Origin of the sequence: Ochrobactrum sp. P6BSIII, assembly GCF_014138065.1 — a bacterium.
Lineage (GTDB): Bacteria > Pseudomonadota > Alphaproteobacteria > Rhizobiales > Rhizobiaceae > Brucella.
In genome coordinates this window covers 182043-199100 of sequence record NZ_JACGXB010000009.1, presented here as the reverse complement: position 1 = coordinate 199100, position 17058 = coordinate 182043, and the positions used below count along the sequence as shown (strand labels likewise).

Sequence of the window (17058 nt, the reverse complement as noted above, 5' to 3'; positions counted from 1 at the left end):
TTTTCCTCCCTAAGTTCTCCCGTTCAGGCGGAAGCTTGGCTCTTCACAGCTGCGGCGGTGGGAAACACCTCTGGTCCCATCGGCTTTTCGCCGTTGGACGAAAGTGCCCGGCCCCATTTTTCGAGCCACCAGCCATATTGCGGCGGCCAACCGGAGAAATCGCGATTAACGCCAAGCGCCTCGGCCGCATGATGTGCCCAGAACGGATCAAACAGCGCCTGACGGCCCAGGCAAATCAGATCAGCACGGTCTTCCTGCAATATGGCTTCCGCGAATTCCGGCGTCCGGATCATGCCGACAGCGGCAGTTGGAATGCCCGTTTCCTTGCGTATCTGCTCAGCGAAAGGCACCTGATAACCCGGACCACGACCAAGGCTGGAATTGGTAGCACCGATGCGCAGATTGCCGCCGGAGGAACAGTCGACAAGATCGACACCCGAGTCGGACAATGCGCGCGCCAGAACGACACTGTCCTCCATCGTCCAACCACCATCGATCCAGTCTGTGGCTGAAATGCGCGCGAGAAGCGGCATGGAATCAGGGATGACCTGCCTTACGGCGCGCACGACTTCCAGTGGAAAGCGCATGCGATTTTCGAGACTGCCGCCATAGTCGTCAGTGCGCTGATTGGCGAGCGGCGACAGAAAGTTCTGCAAAAGATAGCCATGCGCCATATGGATCTCGATGAGGTCGAAACCTGCAAGCATCGCGCGTTTTGCTGCGGCGACAAAAGCCGACCGAAGGCCTTCAAGGTGATCCAGAGAAATCGGTTCCGGCGTCAGCCAGCCCTCGCCTAGTGGCAGCGCCGATGGCGCCAGTGGTACCCATTGTTCTTCCCCCATCGCCAGATCGCGTTCGGTCAAGGGTCCGTTACCGCGAATGGCTCGCTGCATACTGCCCTTGCGCCCACCGTGATTCAGCTGAATGCCGGTCTTCGCACCATAAGATTTCATATGGCTGACAATCGACCGCATTCCAGCAATCTGGCTGTCATCCCACAGGCCCGGATCACCATTCGTCACGCGGCCACGTCGGGTGATAGAGGTCTGCTCCACCATGACCAACCCAGCGCCACCCATGGCAAAATTCGCGTAATGCGTATGGTGAAAGGGCTGCAATTGCCCGTTCTCCGCCGAGTAGGTTCCCATCGGCGAAATCACGATACGGTTTTTCAGCGTCACACCACGCAGTTTAAATTCGGAAAATAATCGGACATTCGTCGGCATTTTTGCTCCTCCACAAATTTCCCGGACCATGCCTGTCAAAAGGCATAGCTCTCCCGTTCCGCGACCATGCGAGCGCGGATTGCATCATTCCCTGTTGGCGATTGCCGGTTACTTCGGCGTCAAATCCCCCACGAGCGGCGGCGTGCAGGACGCCTGCGCATTGAACGTGGTTGGAATGATGACGCGACGTGGCTCTTCCCTTTTCCCGTGCGCAATCAGATCAAGCAACAAGGCCGCAGCCGTCGCGCCCACTTCATTTTGATCCCAGCTGACGACAGCAATCGGCGGCTGATGCAGATCGGCCAGTTCGCTTTGCCCGGACCCCACGACCGAAATATCCTGCGGAATGCGCAGTCCCCGCGTGCGAACCGCTTTCAACACACCCGCGAGCATATCGATGCCGCCTGCAATAATGGCTGTCGGAGGCTGTGACATTCCAAGCAGGGAAGACGTCACTCGATAAGCCTGATCGCGTAAAAAGCTCTCTGCAATGATCAGTTCCGGTGCTGGTTCCAAACCGCGCTCCTTGTAAGCACGCATGAAGCCGCGAACGCGTGCGCCACCCGGGTGCAATCTGGTCGGGCCTGTCAAAAGTGCGATGCGACGATGACCAAGATCAAGCAAATGGCCTGTCGCCTGAGCAATACCAGCCTCGTGATCGGCATAGACGGCGTTGCACCATGACGGTTGATCACGATCAATCATTACGAATGGCACAGGTAACGTGCGCAACAGCTCTTCGAACTCGCCTTCTATCGGCGTATAAGGCCCCATCAATACGCCATCGACCTGCCCGCTCGAAAAGCTGCGCAGCAATTCAACCTCGCGGTTGCGGCGGCCTTCGGAATTCGCGATCAGCAGTGCATAACCGGACTCATTGAGCATGTTATGTGCCGTGGATACAAAACCGCCCAGCTGCGCAATATTGATTTCGCGCAGGATGCAGCCCACCGTCTTTGTCCGCCCCATGCGCATCGACTTTGCGGCGGCATTGGGCACGTAGCCCAATTCCGCAATCGCGCTTTCAACCGCCTTGCGGATCTGCGGACGCACATCGGCAGCATCGTTGACCACGCGCGAAACCGTACCGATCGATACGTTAGCGAGCAAAGCGACATCGCGTATGGTAGGGGTTTTGGCCATGTTCAATCCGTAGCGAAGCCTTTCAGATTTCAAAGTTCCATTGTTCGGTAGCGACCCTATATCCGGTTCCCTCCCGCACAAGCCAGCCGAATCCGGGGAAATGAATATGCATTCCGGCAACGAGCATGTCCTGTTCGAAAATCCGCGCCAGCAGGTTTGTGCGGTTACGAGCCGCCATATCCGGATCATGATCGAAGCTCATTGAAACTTCGGGACGGGCAACCTGAATTTCGGGAACATGTGCAAGATCGCCCCAGACAATCATCTGCTTGCCTTCCGAATTCAAGAGCCAGGTACTGTGGCCCGGCGTATGGCCCGCGCATTCCACAAGCGTAATGCCTGGCAGCACCTCTTCACCATCGTCAGCAAGTCTTAGTCGCCCGTCACGATACGGGTCCACCTGCTCACGCGCCCAACCGAAGTAACGAAGCCGCTTACGTTCGTCTGCTGCTTGCATTTCGGCATCTGAGTACCAGTGCTCGATTTCCTTGCGGTTGGCGATCACCGTCGCATTCGCAAACAATCGTTCACCCGTCACAGGATCGGTCAGTCCACAGGAATGATCCGGATGGCAATGTGTGAGGAGAATATGGTCCACCTCCTCCGGCCGCACGCCAGCTACCTCCAGATTTTCGAACAATTTGCCCGCCGTCGGACCGAATTTTTCACCGGAACCACAATCAATCAACACGGTGCCGGCAGGACCGCGCAGGAGGAAACAATTGACCGAGATTCTCGGCGGTGAAACCCGATGATCCCGCGCCATCATCTCATCGACTTCATGCGGTTCGAATTCACGGAAAATATTATAACCCATCTCAACATAGCCGTCGGAAAGGGCTGTCACGAGAAAAGAACCGAAGCGGCGATGATAGACGCCGGGTATCTGTCGGGTGGGCAAGCTGTTCATCACAAATCGTTCCAGATCAAATATGTATGCATTTCATATCGGGCCGTTGCTTCATCACACCAGATCAAGCTCGCGCAGATCTTTCATTGCCTCAATGCGGTATAGCTTTTCAAACAACGGACCCAGCTTTTCTTCGGGCAGGAGAATGCCAGCGCAATCCTCGAATTTTTTCTTCAAAGCTTCACGGTCAAGCTGCATCTGCCAGCTTCCACGTGCATGTTCCACCGGTTCATGACGCAGCACTGTGCCATCTTTCAGGGTGATCCAGACGAGATCGAACGGTGCGAACGGTAGATCTTCGCCCGCTTCTTCTCCACTGACCGTCACCTCGACACGCTCCAGCATAGACTGCACGTCGCTGCGACTGACGAATTCATCTGTCAACTCCTTCAGTCCCACTCGTCGGGCCACGACAGCACTCGCCATTGCGAACTCCATCGAGAATTTGGCTGCCAGACCGGTCTGCGGACGGGCGTTGCGCAACATGAGTTGCTGGGTCACACCTGTATGAACATTGATTTTCGCGATTTCGGATGGAGCAATATCGTTTTCATCAACAAGATCGAGCATGGCATCAATAGAACGATGGGTCGCATAGCATGTGGGATAGCGTTTAATATTGACGCCATAACGCGCAGCCATCGATTCCTCACCAATTTTGAACGCATCGGCGCTCAAGATCGGAGCCCCTGACGGTGAAAACGATTGCAGGAAACCCACCCGGTGCTCAAGCGCATCAGTGCTACCGGTGTAGCCTGTCTTGGCAAGCCGCGCAGCCTGAATGCCTGATTGCGCCGTTCGTCCGGCATGCAACGACTTGGTCATAGAACCAAAATTTGCAACCAAACCAGCCGCCAGCGAAGCAGCAATGGCCAACGCATGTGCGGTTTCTTCAGAAGAAAGCTTGTTGAGCCTAGCAGCACCAGCAGCACAGGCCAGTGTTCCCATGATCGCGGTGGGATGGAACCCACGGTCATGCAAGCGTCCCACCTCCAGCGCTGCCAGATGAGCCCATAATTCGTAACCGACGAGATAGGCTTCCAGCGCCTCCTGGCCAGAGGATTGCAGCGCATATCCTTCCGCCAAGATCATGGGCACCAATACCGCACTGGGATGACCGGCAAGCGCCACATCATCAAAGTCCAGAACATGGGCCGCCACGCCATTGACGAGTGCGGCATCCGCCGCACCATATCGCTGGCCGTTGACGGCACCGGGTGCGTCATTGCTTCCACTGGCAGGCGTTGCAATCGTCGCGACGAGTTCGACCGCCGGTTCGCGCGCGCCAGCAAGCATAGTGCCGACACAGTCCACGATACCGATGCGCGCGGCGTGAACCGCCTCTGCCGGAACATGAGCGAGGTCGAAATCCTTGATGAACTCCGCGGCCTTGATCGTGATGCTATCCATGATGGACCTCAATAGGACCGTGGGAGACCCAACATGTGCTGACCGACATAGGCCAGGATCATGTTGGTCGAGATCGGCGCAGTCTGATAAATGCGGCACTCACGCCACTTCCGTTCAATGCCGTATTCCACTGCATAACCGAAGCCGCCAAACGTCTGCAGCGCAGTATCAGCTGCTTTCCAGGTCGCCTCCGAGGCAAGCAGTTTGGCAATATTGGCTTCGCCACCGCAGGGCTGGTGCGCGTCGAACAAGGCAGCAGCCTTACGGGCCATGAGATCGGCGGCTTCAAGTTCCGCATGGGCGCGAGCAATAGGGAATTGCACACCCTGATTGGCGCCAATTTCGCGATTGAAAACGCGACGTTCCTTGGCATATTCCACCGCGCGGCGGATCATATAGCGGCCATCTCCAACACATTCCGACGCAACGAGAATGCGTTCTGCATTCATACCATCCAGAATGTAGCGGAAACCTTTGCCTTCCTCACCGATTAGTGCTGACGCCGGTACGCGTAGATTTTCGATGAAAACTTCCGTCGTGTTGTGGTTGATCAATGCGTTGATCGGGCGAATATCAACACCGTTTCCGCGCGCTTCACGCAGATCGATCAGGAAAACCGAAATGCCGTCCGTTTTCTTGGCAACCTGATCAAGCGGCGTGGTGCGGGCTAGAAGCAGAAGGAGATCAGAATAAAGCGCGCGCGACGTCCAGACTTTCTGGCCGTTGATCACATAGTGATCACCGTCACGCACGGCACGGGTTTTGAGCTGCGTCGTGTCCGAACCAGTCGTCGGCTCTGTCACGCCAAAAGCCTGGAGGCGCAGCCGCCCAGCGGCAATCTCGGGCAAGTAAGTGCGCTTCTGCTCCTCAGAACCGTGGCGCAGCAATGTGCCCATGATATACATTTGGGCATGTGCAGGGCTCGCCTGACAGCCACAGGCATTGATTTCTTCCAAAATCACAGCCGCAGCGCGCAGTGGCAATCCAGCTCCGCCAAATTCTTCCGGGATGAGCGCCGCCAGAAAGCCCCCATCCGTCAATTCCTGTACAAATTCAGACGGGTATCCAGATTTTTCATCCAGTTTTGCCCAGTAATCGAGCGGATAGTTTTCACAAATTCGACGGATCGATTCACGCAGTTCCGGAAAGTCTTCGCCCAGTTCCATGGTAGCGACAGTATTGGTCATAGCGTAGTCTCACTTTGCAACTGAAAATGTATTGGGAAGACCGGCGCGTGCTATCGCGCCACTGTAGCGTTCTTCTTGGCCAAGCCACGTTTCGACATCGCGGCGGATATCCAGCAGGGCGTCAATGTCGACACCAGTAGAAAAGCCCATGCTTTCAAGCATATATGCCGTATCTTCCGTGTTGATGTTGCCTGTTGCACCCGGTGCAAACGGACATCCGCCAAGCCCGGCCAGCGAACTGTCGAACGCACGGACGCCGGTTTCCAACGCGGCTGCCACATTGGCGAGGCCGAGGCCGCGCGTATCGTGGAAATGACAGATGATGCGGCGTCCATCTGCGATCTCGACAATCGGCGGCAGGATTTCGTGGACCTGCGCCGGATTGCCGTAACCGACCGTATCCGCCACGATCAGCTCGTCTGCCCCCATATCCGTCACACGGCGCGCAATCTCGAACACGCGTTCCGGCGCGACATAACCTTGCAGTGTGCACCCAAAACTGGTTGCCAGCCCACAGGCGAGCACCATATCGCGACCAGCCTCCGACTGTTTTAGCGCCACGATGCGCCCGAATTCCACGACCGCCTCTTCCGTAGAGCGACGGACATTGGCCTGACTATGGGCTTCAGAAACTGAAAGCACGTAGTTGATATGGCGAAAGCCAGCGGCAAGCGCCCGCTCGGCGCCTTTGAGATTGGGCACCAGTGCTGAACAGACCACGCCAGAAAAGTCAGGCAAGCTGGTAGCCAAAACGTCGGCATCAGCAAATTGCGGCACGATCTTCGGCGGTACAAAAGAAGTCAGTTCGATTTCGCGGACACCAGCCGCAATAAGCCGCCTTGCCCATTCGCGTTTGCGATCGGTCTCGAGAAAACGTTTTGCCATCTGAATTCCGTCGCGAAGTCCCACTTCGCGCAAGGTCACATGCTCTGCCATGACCTAAACTCCCCTGAAGACAGGTGGGCGCTTTTCATTGAAAGCCCGCACGCCTTCGTGACGGTCCTCCGTCGACACCATGCGGTTGTAGCATTCGATCTCGAAAGCCAGACCGTCAGCCAGTGACATTTGCAAACCGCGATGAATAGACTGCTTGGCCTGGCGCACAGAAATAGGCGCGTTGCCCGCTATACGACGCGCAGTGGCAAGTGCTGCACCAAGAAGCTCGGCCTGCGGGAACACACGATTGATAAGCCCCCACTCAAATGCCTCTTGCGCCGCAAAAGGCAGGCCAGTGAGGATAACTTCCTTGGCGCGTCGTTCTCCCATGGCGCGCGGCAGGTTCTGCGTACCACCCGCACCTGGCATGATGCCGAGCGTTACCTCGGTCAATGCGAAACGTGCATTTTCAGACGCATAGGCAAAATCAAGAGCTGCCGTAATCTCGCAGCCCCCACCATAGGCCGCACCATTGATTGCACCGATCAGCGGCACCGGACAGGCAATTATTGCGCGGAGCATGCGCTCAAACATTGCATGCTGGCGCAACCATTGCGCATCGGTCATGCCATTGCGTTCCTTCAGGTCACCGCCTGCGCAGAAGGCCTTTTCGCCGGAACCCGTCAGCACAATCGCGCGCACGCCTTCGGAAACGACCTGGAACCTCTCGAAAAGGTCCATCAGTTCCTCGCCCATCCGGGTGTTCATCGCATTGGCTGCTTGCGGCCTATTAAGCCGGACTAACAGCACATGGTCATCGATGCGCTCCAGTTCGAGCGTTTCATAAGTGCGTTCCATCAGCTTTCCTGTCGAATTGTCTGGTTGTGCGCTCCAAGTGTGGGCGCTGAACCGCCCGACGTTGGGCGAGCGTCATCAATGGTGAATGGGAGGCCGATCCACTTCTGCCCGTCAGCTTCCGTCACAATACCAACAGCCTCGGTCTGCGGATGGGTCCAGACCTTGTCGATGGTCAAAAGCGGGCAATTCGGCACACTGACAGCGTCGAGTTTTTCGCCGAGTTCGCTGACCGTGAGTTTAGCGACCGCGGCCGCGATCTGTGGTATCAACTCGTCGCGCAGCAACACTCTGTCGCGGTTCTGCGCAAACCTCTGATCTTTAGCCAGATGCTCCAGCCCCGGTAACGCCTGGCAGAGTTTTGCAAACAACCGGTCATTGCCCGCTGCGATCATCACCCAGCCGTCATCAGCCTCGAAGGCCTGATAGGGCACAATTTCAGCCAGGCCGGAACCATGAGGCTTGCGCACTTCGCCTGCAACCGCATGCGCGGCAAGCGGGATGGTCATCCAGGCAAGCCCAGTCTCAAACAAAGACGTTGCGATATGCGCGCCTTCGCCATTTTTATTGCGCTCAAGAAGGGCTGCCAACAGGCCGATGACGGTCCACATCCCCGACCCCATATCCACCAGCGACACACCGACGCGGACGGGAGGACGATCCGCTTCGCCGGTGATGGACATGATGCCAGAGGAAGCCTGCGCCAGCGGATCATAACCAAGCTTGCGCGACAGCGGGCCAGTTTTGCCAAAAGCGCCGATATCACACCAGATCATACCAGGCGCCTGCCGCCGCATCTCGTCGACATCAACACCGAATTTGGTGAGCAGACCAGGTCTCAGGTTCTGGATAACAGCATCAGCCCCAAGGATCAGCTTCTTGAGATGCGCACATTGTTCTGGGTCTGAAAAATCGAGTGTGAGACTTTCCTTTCCCCGGTTTAGAGCGTGAAATGCGGTGGCGTCTTCTTTGAAGAAGGGGGGCCCCCAACCGCGCGCATAATCCCCAGTGGAAGGGTTTTCAATCTTGATTACCCGTGCTCCCAACTCTGCCAGAATAAGGCCTGCATAGGGAGCGGCCACGCTGTGCCCCAGCTCGAGAACGGTAAGACCGTGAAGTGGTGCGGATTTACCCAAAATAATTCTCCTGTCGAATTTCGGAGACCAAACGGATCAGAGATATTCCTCCGCCAGTGCGGCGCCTCTGATTTCATTGGTCGTTCCCGAACGGCGGATGAGACCGCCGCGCATGATGTGTCCGCTATGCGCAAGTTTGAGTGCTGGCCGCGCCATCTGCTCGGTCATGAGCACTGCGATACCGTCCTCTTGCATCTGACGTACGGCGGTCGAAATCTGTTGGATCCAGACCGGGGCGAGACCCAGAAACGGCTCATCCAAAAGCAATAGTTTCGGGCCACCGCACATCGCTCTGGCAATCGCCACCAATTGCTGTTGGCCACCCGAAAGTTGACCTGCTGGCTGGGCCTGACGTTCAGCCAGAAAAGGGAAACTTGCCACAAGACGATCCCAGGCCTTCGACTGATCACGTGTGCCGAGCGAACCGGCACCTGCCAGCACGTTGTCCTTGACACTCATGGTTGGAAAAACGCGTCGTCCTTCGGGTGAGTAGCCAATACCTAGCCGGGCGCGCGCATCACTCGAAAGACCGGAAATATCACGGCCATCGAAACTGATCTGGCCACGAGCCGCTCTGACGAGCCCGATAACAGCATTGATCAGACTCGACTTCCCTGCGCCATTGGCCCCGATGAGAAGTACTGTCTGGCCGGCTTCGACTGCGATATCGACACCAGACAATGCGTGCGTGCCGCTATAGGTCACATGCAAATCACGAATGCTGAGCATCGTCTTCCTCCTCATCGCTGCCCCCAAGATAGGCATTGATTACATCCGGATTTGTCAGCACCGTTTCCGGCGGGCCTTCTGCAATGAGCTTGCCGCCATCGAGAACAATGACCGACGGACACAGACGCTTGATCAATTCCATATCGTGCTCAACCAGAAGCACACCGCAGCCGAAGGCTTCTTGAGCGAAACGCACATATGTATCGATGTTGGTGCGCTCGGATTTTTCCAACCCTGCCGCCGGTTCATCGAGCAGAAGCACCTTTGGCTGTGTTGCAAGTGCCATGGTGAGACCCAGCATCTTCTGAAGTCCGTAGGGAAGAATTTCCGCACTGCGCGTCCAGTTTTCGACGAGACCAAACTGGTCAAGCAGCGGAGACAGCTGTTCGAGTGCCGACCGCCCTCTCTTTGAAAAGCGGAGCGCCGAAAGAAGATTGTCCTCGACGGTGTAGCCATTGAAGGTTGCGGTCTGCTGGAAGCTGCGCACCAGACCTCGACCAGCATTCTCATAGACAGGCTTGCCGTCGATCTGCGTGTCGCCAAGAAGAACACGGCCCGAGCTTGGCTTCAGTCGACCCGAGATGATGTTGATCATCGTGGTCTTGCCGGCACCGTTTGGTCCAATGACACCGAGAAGTCCGCCGGCTGGCAAGGTGAAACTGACATCGGTGAAGACCTTCAGTCCGCCGAATGCCTTGGAGATACGATCCGCTTTCAGGGCATTTGTTGAAGTCCGGTTCATCGACCATTCTCCCCAATAGCAAGATTGCCTTCATGCACCGCCGCTTTGGTCCGATCTTTCCCAACCGAGCCACTATCTGTGCCGCGCAGACGCTTGATGAGCGTGATTGCGATACCGACCAGACCGCCGCGCGCCACAAGCGTCACAACAATGATCAGCACACCGAAGAGGCCAGGTGACAATTCACCGGAAAGTGCGAAGTAATTGGTCGCCGAGACCAGAACAATTGCACCCACAAGCGAGCCCAGAATGGTCCGCTTTCCACCAACGATCGCGTAGGTGATGTAGGTGATTGATGACATCGGAGCGAAGGACGTGGGATGGGCGGTCAAAAGCATGTTGACGAGCGCAAAGCCTGCGAAGCCCGACACGCCAGCTGCGACGCAGAACGCCATCGCCTTATATTTCCAGACCGGGAGGCCGAGGCTTTCCGCCAGCACATCGTTGGTCTCAATGGCCGCAAATTCGTAGCGATACCAACGTGTGAAGGCGGCAGTGATCAGGAAACCGGCGAAGGCGAGTGCGCAGGTGGTGAGCACAACGTGGGAATTGTCCCACAGGTCCATACCGAACAACGTCACTGGCGGCATGCCGACAAGTCCGTTTGCTCCACCCGTCAACGGCTCAGCTTCAAACAGCAGGAGTTGGACGATTTCGGTCAGCACAAAAGTGACCAGCACGAAATACACCCCCTTCAATCGCAATATCAACGAGCCGAGCGGAATTGCACAGAGCACCGGCACGAGAAAGGCCGCTGCCGAGAGGACAAAAATGTCGGTAATGCCAAGCCTCAGGCTCAATATGGCAACGGTATAGCCACCGACAGCCATGAAAGCAGGAACGGCGAAGCTCATCAGATCGAGCCGTTGCATAATATAGACGCCGAGTGCCGCCGTTGCCGCGATCAGGATCAAATTGGTCTGAGACAAGACCTGCGGATTGGTGCTGACAAGTGGCACAATGAAGGACAGAAGCACCAGGCCGAGTGTGATCCAATCAGGAATACTGAAGAATGGCTGACGTCGAATGGTGATGTCTGAGGAAATGGTGGTGCGGCTCATGAACGGCGGACCTCCTTGCCGAAAAGTCCCTGTGGGCGAACCACAAGCGTCACCATGACGATTGCGAAAAGCGTGAGCGCACCTTTGGATCCGCCGAGATAGACGGCAGCATAAGCTTCAACCATACCGACAATGAAGGCAGCGACGGTGGCACCGGTGACACTCCCAAGGCCACCCAGAATGACGGTAATGAACGAATAAGCGAGCGTCGCATCTCCAACATGCGGAGCGAGTGACAGGATTGGCGTGACCAGCGCACCCGTCACCCCGGCAAGCCCGGTGGCGAGAGCAAATGCAAAAGGAAAGAGCGCCTTGGTCCGCATGCCGAGCGCGCTTGCTACCGCGCGGTCTTCGGCCATTGCTCGCATGCCACGCCCGACATTGGTGCGATAGATCAGCCAATAGACCAATGCGATAGCCACCAGACATGCGGCGAGCACAATCATATTGGCATAGGGAAAATAGATGCCACCAAAACGCCAGACCCCGGTTACAGGGAAAGAGAATTGCGGCGATTCAGCCCCGAAAATTACCAGGATCGCTGTGGCCAGGACCAGATAGAAGCCCATCGTGACCATCAATGTCGCCTGATGATCTTCAATCACTCTTTCAAGAATGATTGCCTCGAACAACCAACCGAGCACTGCCGTCGCCACAAGGGCTATCAACACCGCCACAGGATAAGGCAATCCGAGCATTGTAGTGCAGTAATAGGCGACGTAGCCGCCCATTACATAGAAGCCGCCGTGAGCGAAATTCACCACGCCGAGGATCCCGAAAATCAGTGTGAACCCAAGCGCAAGCAAAGTATATTGTGAGCCGAGACTGATACCAATCAGCCCCGTCGTGATGAAGCTTTCCATGATACGGTGCCTTACTTTTCGCTGACTGCTTCCGCGCGCAGCAGAGGCTGCTTCTTGCCATCCTGAACGACGCCGATAGCGAACGGATAAGACATTTCCTGATTGATGCCGAAGAAGGACTGGCCGATCCAATGACCCTTGCCAATGTTCTCGTCTTCCACGGAAAGCTTACGCATTTCGGCAGCGATCTTCTCGGAATCGTCGACAGTGCCGGCAGCTTGCGCAGCTTTAATCATCATCCGAGCGGCAAAGACCCATCGGAAGAAGTCGCTATTTTCCGGGCGTGGTGAACCCATCAGCTTCTTGTACTTGTCTTCCAAAGCTTGCGTGTTTTCGTCCATATAGATCGGCTCGTACCAGAGGAAATCCTTCAGCACGTCGACGCCACCGGCCACACGGGCAATTTCATCAAAACCAGGACCACCCAGACGGAAAATGGGTCCCTCGAAGCCAGCCTGACGCAATTGTTTTACGATGATGCCAGCATCGCCCGCTGGCGATGAAGCGAGATCCAGAGCCCCAGGGTTTGCGCTCATTATGCGCGTGACGATCGGCGCAAAATTGCTGGTTCCGCGCTGGTAGTATTCTTCGGAGACATTAACACCCTTCTCCTTGAATATCTGTGCATTCACGCCAGCAACATCGGTACCACCCTGATCGTTCGGAGCCACAATCGCTACGCTGTCGAACTTGAAACGCTCGCGACCAGCATCAATAATCGGATCGGCCCAACCAGACGGTCCGGGACCGATATGGAATATGCTCGGCCATTGAGGACCAATTGCGTTCTTGGCGAAACTATCAACCATAGCAACCATGCGATTGCGTGCTGCAACAGGCTTCATACCGGTCACTTCGGGCGAGCCGACACTCCCGACAATGACCTTGATACCCTGAGCGGCAAGCTGGTTCATCGCCGAAGCTGCACCTTCAGCGGTATATTTGGAGTCAATCACAACAGTGGAAACCGAACATGGAGTTCCATCAATAACCAGACGCTTTTCGTCGGTTGTTTCCTTGGCGACAAAATTGACGGCGTCGCGCAAAGCAATGCCCCATTGGGCTGCCGGACCCGACAACACAGCCGGGGTACCGATCTTGAGATCACAGGCAGCAGACGCCACGCTCGTATACGCTGCAGACGCAAGTAGAACGCCGCCCAAGAGGCGACCAAGACGCATTGACATATTTTCTCCTCCCATTGTGTAGCCGCATCGTCGCTTCGCTTGTTACCAACGCGAAGTCTCCTCCTGACTGCCAGCTACCTCGTGACCATAGCTGCGAGGGAAACACCTGTCAATAAAACGTTTCATTAAAAAATTTCTCAATTTCTTCTGATTATCAAATTGGAATTTAACGTTATTTATCAATATTTTATCTGAAATCCAAGTCTAGAAGCCTTGGCGTTTCACTGCAAGCCCCAGGAAAAAATCAGCGGATGGCCATAGAAATATGAATCGTTTTTTTATTCACTCAATACGCGGTGATGCGCCTTGAGTACCCCCACCCGAGCCGGATCGCACAAGCGGATCGGAACACTTTCCGAGAGATAAACAGGCCAGCAATAAGAATGGATATATGAAGCGAGCATTGCAGCGCTGCGGCGCCAGGCAAAATTAGTATCGAAATCACATGGCAAAATCGCACGCTCTTGACCGGCGTTTTACACGCTTTAAGAACGCATTTATTTTAAATTATCTTGGTATCGCGGCAATCGACGGCGATACAGAATACCGCCGTCGTTCAAGGTCTAGAACGCACTATACTACTTGATACCCGCGCGCATAAAGCTCTGAACGAACTGGCGCTGGAACAGCAAAAAACCGATCAGCAAAGGCGCTGACGTCATCAATGCAGCAGCCGAGATAATACTCCACTGCACACCCTGATCCGGCGATGAAAACACCTGTAGTCCAACCGTCAGGGGACGGGTGGAAACGGAATTGGTAATGACCAGCGGCCAGAGCAGGTTGTTCCAGTGATAGCTGACCGATACGAGACCGTAGGCCACATAGATGGGCTTGGCCAACGGCACGTAGACCTTGAGAAGCGTGGTGAGTGCCCCCGCCCCTTCGACACGCGCTGCGTCGTCCAGTTCCTTCGGCACAGTGAGGAAGGTCTGGCGTAGAAGGAAAATACCAAAGGCCGACGCCATATAAGGCAGCCCCATAGCCACAACTGTATCCACCAGACCCAACTTCGCAATGGTGCGGTAGTTTTCGACCAGCAGCACTTCCGGCATGATCATCAGCTGTACCAACACCAGCATAAAGACAATCGTTTTGCCGCGGAATTCATAGCGAGCAAAAGCATAGGCCGCCAGCGTGCAGATGATGAACTGGCTGATCAGTATCGTGGTAATCAGCAGGAATGTGTTGAGGAAGTAGCGTCCGAAAGGCGCGGCATTCCACGCATTGCTGAAGTTCTCCAGTGTCACCGGAGCGAAGAGATCAAACCGAGCTTCATATTGCGCTGGATGAAACGCCATCCACACGGCATAGAGCAAAGGCAGTATCCAGAGCAACCCCAGCAGATAACACCCAACGGTTTCAAGGCCCCGCCAAAACGAGAATTCGCGTGGCTGATGCGGTAATGTCATTGCACTCATTTGTAATGCACCTTGCGGTCAAGAACCCCGAACTGGACGAAGGCGATAAGAGCAAGCGCCAGCAACAGCACAACCGTCAAAGCCGATGCGTAGGCCGTATCCCAGAAACGGAATGCAACATTGTAAACATAGTAGAGCAGCAGAGTGCTGGCATTGTCCGGCCCGCCACGGGTCATGACAATCACATGGTCGATCAGGCGGAACGCATTGATCACCGCATTGATCAGCACAAACAGAGTGGTTGGCATCAATAGTGGAAACGTCACACGGCGGAAGAAGTACCAGCGTCCCGTGCCTTCAAGCGCTGCCGCTTCGGACAGGCTCGGGCTGATCTGCTGTAATGCCGCCAGATAGAAGATCATGAAGAAACCGGCTTCCTTCCAGATAGCCAACACCATCAGACTGCCAAGCACGGTATCGGGATTACCCAGCCAGTTGGTTTCATGGAAACCGAACAGGCCCAGAAACTGATCGATCAAACCATAGCCCGGCGTGTAGAAAAACAGCCAGATATTGGCAACTGCAATCATCGGCAGCACGGTCGGCATGAAGAACGACATCCGCATCAACGAGCGACCGCGAATGGACGAATTCACGATGATCGCCATCAGCATGGCCAATGCTATGGATGCAGGTACAGTGCCGAGCGCGTAGATAGCGTTATTCTTGAGGGCCGCCCAGAAAACCGGGTCGCTTATCATTGTCGTATAATGATCAACGCCGACAAAGCGAGGCGGACGCTTGCCGCGCGGCGTCTGGTAGAAGCTGTTGATGAACGTCATGACGGCTGGAATATGCGTAAACACTGCCAACAAGACAGTGGCCGGCAACAGCAGAAGCCATGGTGTTATCTGGTTTTTCGCCTGGTTCACGCGAGTTCTCCAGCCTTCTTGCGATGATGCGAATCGGCTCTGCCGGGCACACGCCGCATTGTCATTCTTGCACGATAAAGAGCTTCGTATGGACGAGCCGCACGAAGCTCTATGCCAACCTATCACTGGTAGGGCTTAAGGATACGTTCGGCCTCGGCCTGCGCATCGTCGAGAGCTTGTTTAACGCTCTTGTTACCCGTCAGCGACGCCTCGATCGCATCGTCGATCACGCGTGCGACACGCTGATTTTCATAGGTTGAAAGTTCTGGCACCATGTAAGGAATCTGGTCATGCGGCACCTTTGCGCCGGGGAATTCCTCAACATATTTCTTCATGGCTTCCGTTTGCCAAGCATCATCACGGGCAGCGATATAGCCGGTCTTGATGCTCCATTCGGCAGCCTGATCCGCAGAGGAGAGCCATTTCACGAACTGGAATGCCGCCGCCTGCTTTGCCTTATCTTCAACGTTGAAAATATACGCATTGCCGCCGCTGGTCGGTGCACCATAGGCTTTGTTTTTCGGCAGGATCTGCACGCCGAACGGGAAAGGCGCATTGGTTTTCACATTGGTGAGATTGCCGCTGGTCGTGGTGATCATAGCCGCGCGACCTTCGAAGAAGTCCTTCGGATTGGTCGCCCATTCGATTACGCCGGGCTTCATCACCTTATGCTTATGGGCTAGATCGACCCAATATTGCATCGCCTCGACAACTTCAGGCGCATTGAAATAAGTGGTTTTCCCATCCGGCTCGGCAAGCTTGCCGCCATTCTGCGCAACATATCCCTGCAACAACCAGTAGGAGGTCAGCGACGACGGCACCTGCATGCCCCAGCGCGCGACGCTTCCATCAGCAGAACGCTTGGTCAACTTTGTTGCGAAGTCGACAACTTCTTTCCAGTCCTGTGGGCCTTTTTCTGGATCAAGACCAACTTCCTTGAAGGCATCCTTGTTCCAGAAGAAAACGGTGGTGCCGCGTTGGAACGGCACGCCCCATGTTTTGTCTTCGCTCTTGCTGTTGACCATGAAAACCGGCGTGAAGCCTGCAAGCCATGCCTTGTCATCGTCGGTCTTGGCCAGATCCTCATAAGGAACGATGGCATCTTCATCGATCAGCGTGAACATGTCGGTCGAGAGCATAACCGCGACTTCAGGCGCCTGACCGGATTTGAAAGCAGTCAACGATTTGCTCAGGGTTTCCGGATAGGTGCCGGAGTAGATCGGCTTTACCTTGATATCCGGATGCTGCCCTTCAAAACGGGTGATCAGATCATCCACGATTTTGGTGACCGGACCGCCGATGGCGACCGGATAGTAGAAGCTGATTTCGACGGGTTCTGCCTGGGCTGTTCCCCAACCGCCCATTACGGCCAGCATAGCAGATGTGGCCAAGAGCGTTACAGATCGTTTTACCTGCAAATTCATTGTTCTCTCCTCCCAA

The 17058-nt window shown here is 55.5% G+C and carries 16 protein-coding genes; all 16 read right to left on the bottom strand.

Annotation, left to right across the window (positions count from 1 at the left end):
* Window positions 1–23: 23 nt before the first annotated feature.
* Window positions 24–1226, bottom strand: coding sequence for an NADH:flavin oxidoreductase/NADH oxidase (locus FHW00_RS14650; RefSeq protein WP_078339086.1), 1203 nt, complete (start codon window positions 1224–1226; stop codon window positions 24–26).
* Between the two features lie 108 nt (window positions 1227–1334).
* The gene (locus tag FHW00_RS14645) at window positions 1335–2369 is read right to left on the bottom strand and encodes a LacI family DNA-binding transcriptional regulator (RefSeq protein ID WP_078339087.1); all 1035 of its coding nucleotides are present in this window, start codon (window positions 2367–2369) and stop codon (window positions 1335–1337) included.
* Between the two features lie 22 nt (window positions 2370–2391).
* Window positions 2392–3279: an MBL fold metallo-hydrolase gene (locus FHW00_RS14640; RefSeq protein WP_078339088.1), complete on the bottom strand. Its 888-nt coding sequence runs from the start codon at window positions 3277–3279 to the stop codon at window positions 2392–2394.
* 54 nt (window positions 3280–3333) lie between these two features.
* Window positions 3334–4689, bottom strand: coding sequence for an MmgE/PrpD family protein (locus FHW00_RS14635; RefSeq protein WP_078339089.1), 1356 nt, complete (start codon window positions 4687–4689; stop codon window positions 3334–3336).
* An 8-nt stretch (window positions 4690–4697) separates the two neighbouring features.
* Entirely contained in the window at window positions 4698–5876 is a 1179-nt protein-coding gene (locus FHW00_RS14630) for an acyl-CoA dehydrogenase family protein (RefSeq protein ID WP_113533847.1), read from the bottom strand.
* Between the two features lie 9 nt (window positions 5877–5885).
* A complete protein-coding gene (locus FHW00_RS14625; protein WP_078339090.1) occupies window positions 5886–6812 on the bottom strand; it encodes a hydroxymethylglutaryl-CoA lyase in 927 nt (308 codons plus the stop codon).
* A 3-nt stretch (window positions 6813–6815) separates the two neighbouring features.
* Window positions 6816–7610: an enoyl-CoA hydratase/isomerase family protein gene (locus FHW00_RS14620; RefSeq protein WP_078339091.1), complete on the bottom strand. Its 795-nt coding sequence runs from the start codon at window positions 7608–7610 to the stop codon at window positions 6816–6818.
* Entirely contained in the window at window positions 7610–8743 is a 1134-nt protein-coding gene (locus FHW00_RS14615) for a CaiB/BaiF CoA transferase family protein (RefSeq protein WP_078339092.1), read from the bottom strand. Before FHW00_RS14615 ends, FHW00_RS14620 begins: the two co-directional genes overlap by 1 nt.
* A 36-nt stretch (window positions 8744–8779) precedes the next feature.
* Window positions 8780–9472 carry an ABC transporter ATP-binding protein gene (locus tag FHW00_RS14610; RefSeq protein WP_078339093.1) on the bottom strand — a complete coding sequence of 231 codons (693 nt, stop codon included), beginning with the start codon at window positions 9470–9472 and terminating at the stop codon, window positions 8780–8782.
* Window positions 9456–10214, bottom strand: coding sequence for an ABC transporter ATP-binding protein (locus FHW00_RS14605; protein ID WP_078339094.1), 759 nt, complete (start codon window positions 10212–10214; stop codon window positions 9456–9458). The genes FHW00_RS14610 and FHW00_RS14605 overlap by 17 nt, the downstream gene beginning before the upstream one ends.
* Entirely contained in the window at window positions 10211–11275 is a 1065-nt protein-coding gene (locus FHW00_RS14600; RefSeq protein WP_078339095.1) for a branched-chain amino acid ABC transporter permease, read from the bottom strand. The genes FHW00_RS14605 and FHW00_RS14600 overlap by 4 nt, the downstream gene beginning before the upstream one ends.
* Window positions 11272–12138 (bottom strand): branched-chain amino acid ABC transporter permease, encoded by an 867-nt coding sequence (locus FHW00_RS14595; protein WP_078339096.1) that lies wholly within the window; start codon window positions 12136–12138, stop codon window positions 11272–11274. The genes FHW00_RS14600 and FHW00_RS14595 overlap by 4 nt, the downstream gene beginning before the upstream one ends.
* An 11-nt stretch (window positions 12139–12149) precedes the next feature.
* Window positions 12150–13325, bottom strand: coding sequence for an ABC transporter substrate-binding protein (locus FHW00_RS14590; protein ID WP_139364377.1), 1176 nt, complete (start codon window positions 13323–13325; stop codon window positions 12150–12152).
* Between the two features lie 578 nt (window positions 13326–13903).
* Window positions 13904–14746: a carbohydrate ABC transporter permease gene (locus FHW00_RS14585; protein ID WP_078339098.1), complete on the bottom strand. Its 843-nt coding sequence runs from the start codon at window positions 14744–14746 to the stop codon at window positions 13904–13906.
* Window positions 14743–15618: a carbohydrate ABC transporter permease gene (locus FHW00_RS14580; RefSeq protein WP_006469828.1), complete on the bottom strand. Its 876-nt coding sequence runs from the start codon at window positions 15616–15618 to the stop codon at window positions 14743–14745. The genes FHW00_RS14585 and FHW00_RS14580 overlap by 4 nt, the downstream gene beginning before the upstream one ends.
* 122 nt (window positions 15619–15740) lie before the next feature.
* A complete protein-coding gene (locus tag FHW00_RS14575; RefSeq protein ID WP_078339099.1) occupies window positions 15741–17042 on the bottom strand; it encodes an ABC transporter substrate-binding protein in 1302 nt (433 codons plus the stop codon).
* Between the last annotated feature and the right edge of the window lie 16 nt (window positions 17043–17058).

Bases quoted from the DNA above. Each gene is read 5' to 3' on its own strand.
- FHW00_RS14650 (WP_078339086.1), bottom strand. From the start codon at position 1,226: ATGCCGACGAATGTCCGATTATTTTCCGAATTTAAACTGCGTGGTGTG.
- FHW00_RS14645 (WP_078339087.1), bottom strand. From the start codon at position 2,369: ATGGCCAAAACCCCTACCATACGCGATGTCGCTTTGCTCGCTAACGTA.
- FHW00_RS14640 (WP_078339088.1), bottom strand. From the start codon at position 3,279: ATGAACAGCTTGCCCACCCGACAGATACCCGGCGTCTATCATCGCCGC.
- FHW00_RS14635 (WP_078339089.1), bottom strand. From the start codon at position 4,689: ATGGATAGCATCACGATCAAGGCCGCGGAGTTCATCAAGGATTTCGAC.
- FHW00_RS14630 (WP_113533847.1), bottom strand. From the start codon at position 5,876: ATGACCAATACTGTCGCTACCATGGAACTGGGCGAAGACTTTCCGGAA.
- FHW00_RS14625 (WP_078339090.1), bottom strand. From the start codon at position 6,812: ATGGCAGAGCATGTGACCTTGCGCGAAGTGGGACTTCGCGACGGAATT.
- FHW00_RS14620 (WP_078339091.1), bottom strand. From the start codon at position 7,610: ATGGAACGCACTTATGAAACGCTCGAACTGGAGCGCATCGATGACCAT.
- FHW00_RS14610 (WP_078339093.1), bottom strand. From the start codon at position 9,472: ATGCTCAGCATTCGTGATTTGCATGTGACCTATAGCGGCACGCACGCA.
- FHW00_RS14605 (WP_078339094.1), bottom strand. From the start codon at position 10,214: ATGAACCGGACTTCAACAAATGCCCTGAAAGCGGATCGTATCTCCAAG.
- FHW00_RS14600 (WP_078339095.1), bottom strand. From the start codon at position 11,275: ATGAGCCGCACCACCATTTCCTCAGACATCACCATTCGACGTCAGCCA.
- FHW00_RS14595 (WP_078339096.1), bottom strand. From the start codon at position 12,138: ATGGAAAGCTTCATCACGACGGGGCTGATTGGTATCAGTCTCGGCTCA.
- FHW00_RS14590 (WP_139364377.1), bottom strand. From the start codon at position 13,325: ATGTCAATGCGTCTTGGTCGCCTCTTGGGCGGCGTTCTACTTGCGTCT.
- FHW00_RS14585 (WP_078339098.1), bottom strand. From the start codon at position 14,746: ATGAGTGCAATGACATTACCGCATCAGCCACGCGAATTCTCGTTTTGG.
- FHW00_RS14575 (WP_078339099.1), bottom strand. From the start codon at position 17,042: ATGAATTTGCAGGTAAAACGATCTGTAACGCTCTTGGCCACATCTGCT.